The following is a 388-nucleotide window of genomic DNA, read 5'->3' on the forward strand; positions in this document are numbered from 1 at the left end:
GTGGCAGGCGGCGCAGGGGTGATAACCGCGCGGTACCAGAACCACGTCTCCATCCTCGATGGCCATGGCCTCGTCCAGAGTGCGGTCATCCGTGTAAACGCGCTGGAAAGCAAAGCCCTGCGGCGGGTTCAGCCGATGATAATAGGTCTCCTCGAGATAGGATTCCTTGGGCAGCGCATCGCGATCATGCTTGTGCGGCGGATAGCTCGATGTGTGGCCGCCGGGTGTTATCACCTCGACCACAAGCAGTGAGTCCGCCGGTTCCGTTTCCGGCAAAATATTGGTGACGTAACGCGTGTTGGTGCCTTGACCACGCACCTCGTGTTTGGCCTGATCAGGCCCGATCACACGCACCGGCAAACCGCCTTCAAGACCGGGCGCTGTGCAG

The 388-nt window shown here is 60.8% G+C and carries 1 protein-coding gene; it reads right to left on the minus strand.

The window, feature by feature from the left end:
- Positions 1-388 (minus strand): 5-deoxy-glucuronate isomerase (locus AB1462_RS32410; RefSeq protein ID WP_367249221.1); only part of this gene is annotated, 388 nt, incomplete at both ends.

It is taken from the genome of Pseudomonas sp. SB113 (assembly GCF_040754745.1).
GTDB classification, from domain to species: Bacteria; Pseudomonadota; Gammaproteobacteria; order Pseudomonadales; family Pseudomonadaceae; genus Aquipseudomonas; species Aquipseudomonas grimontii.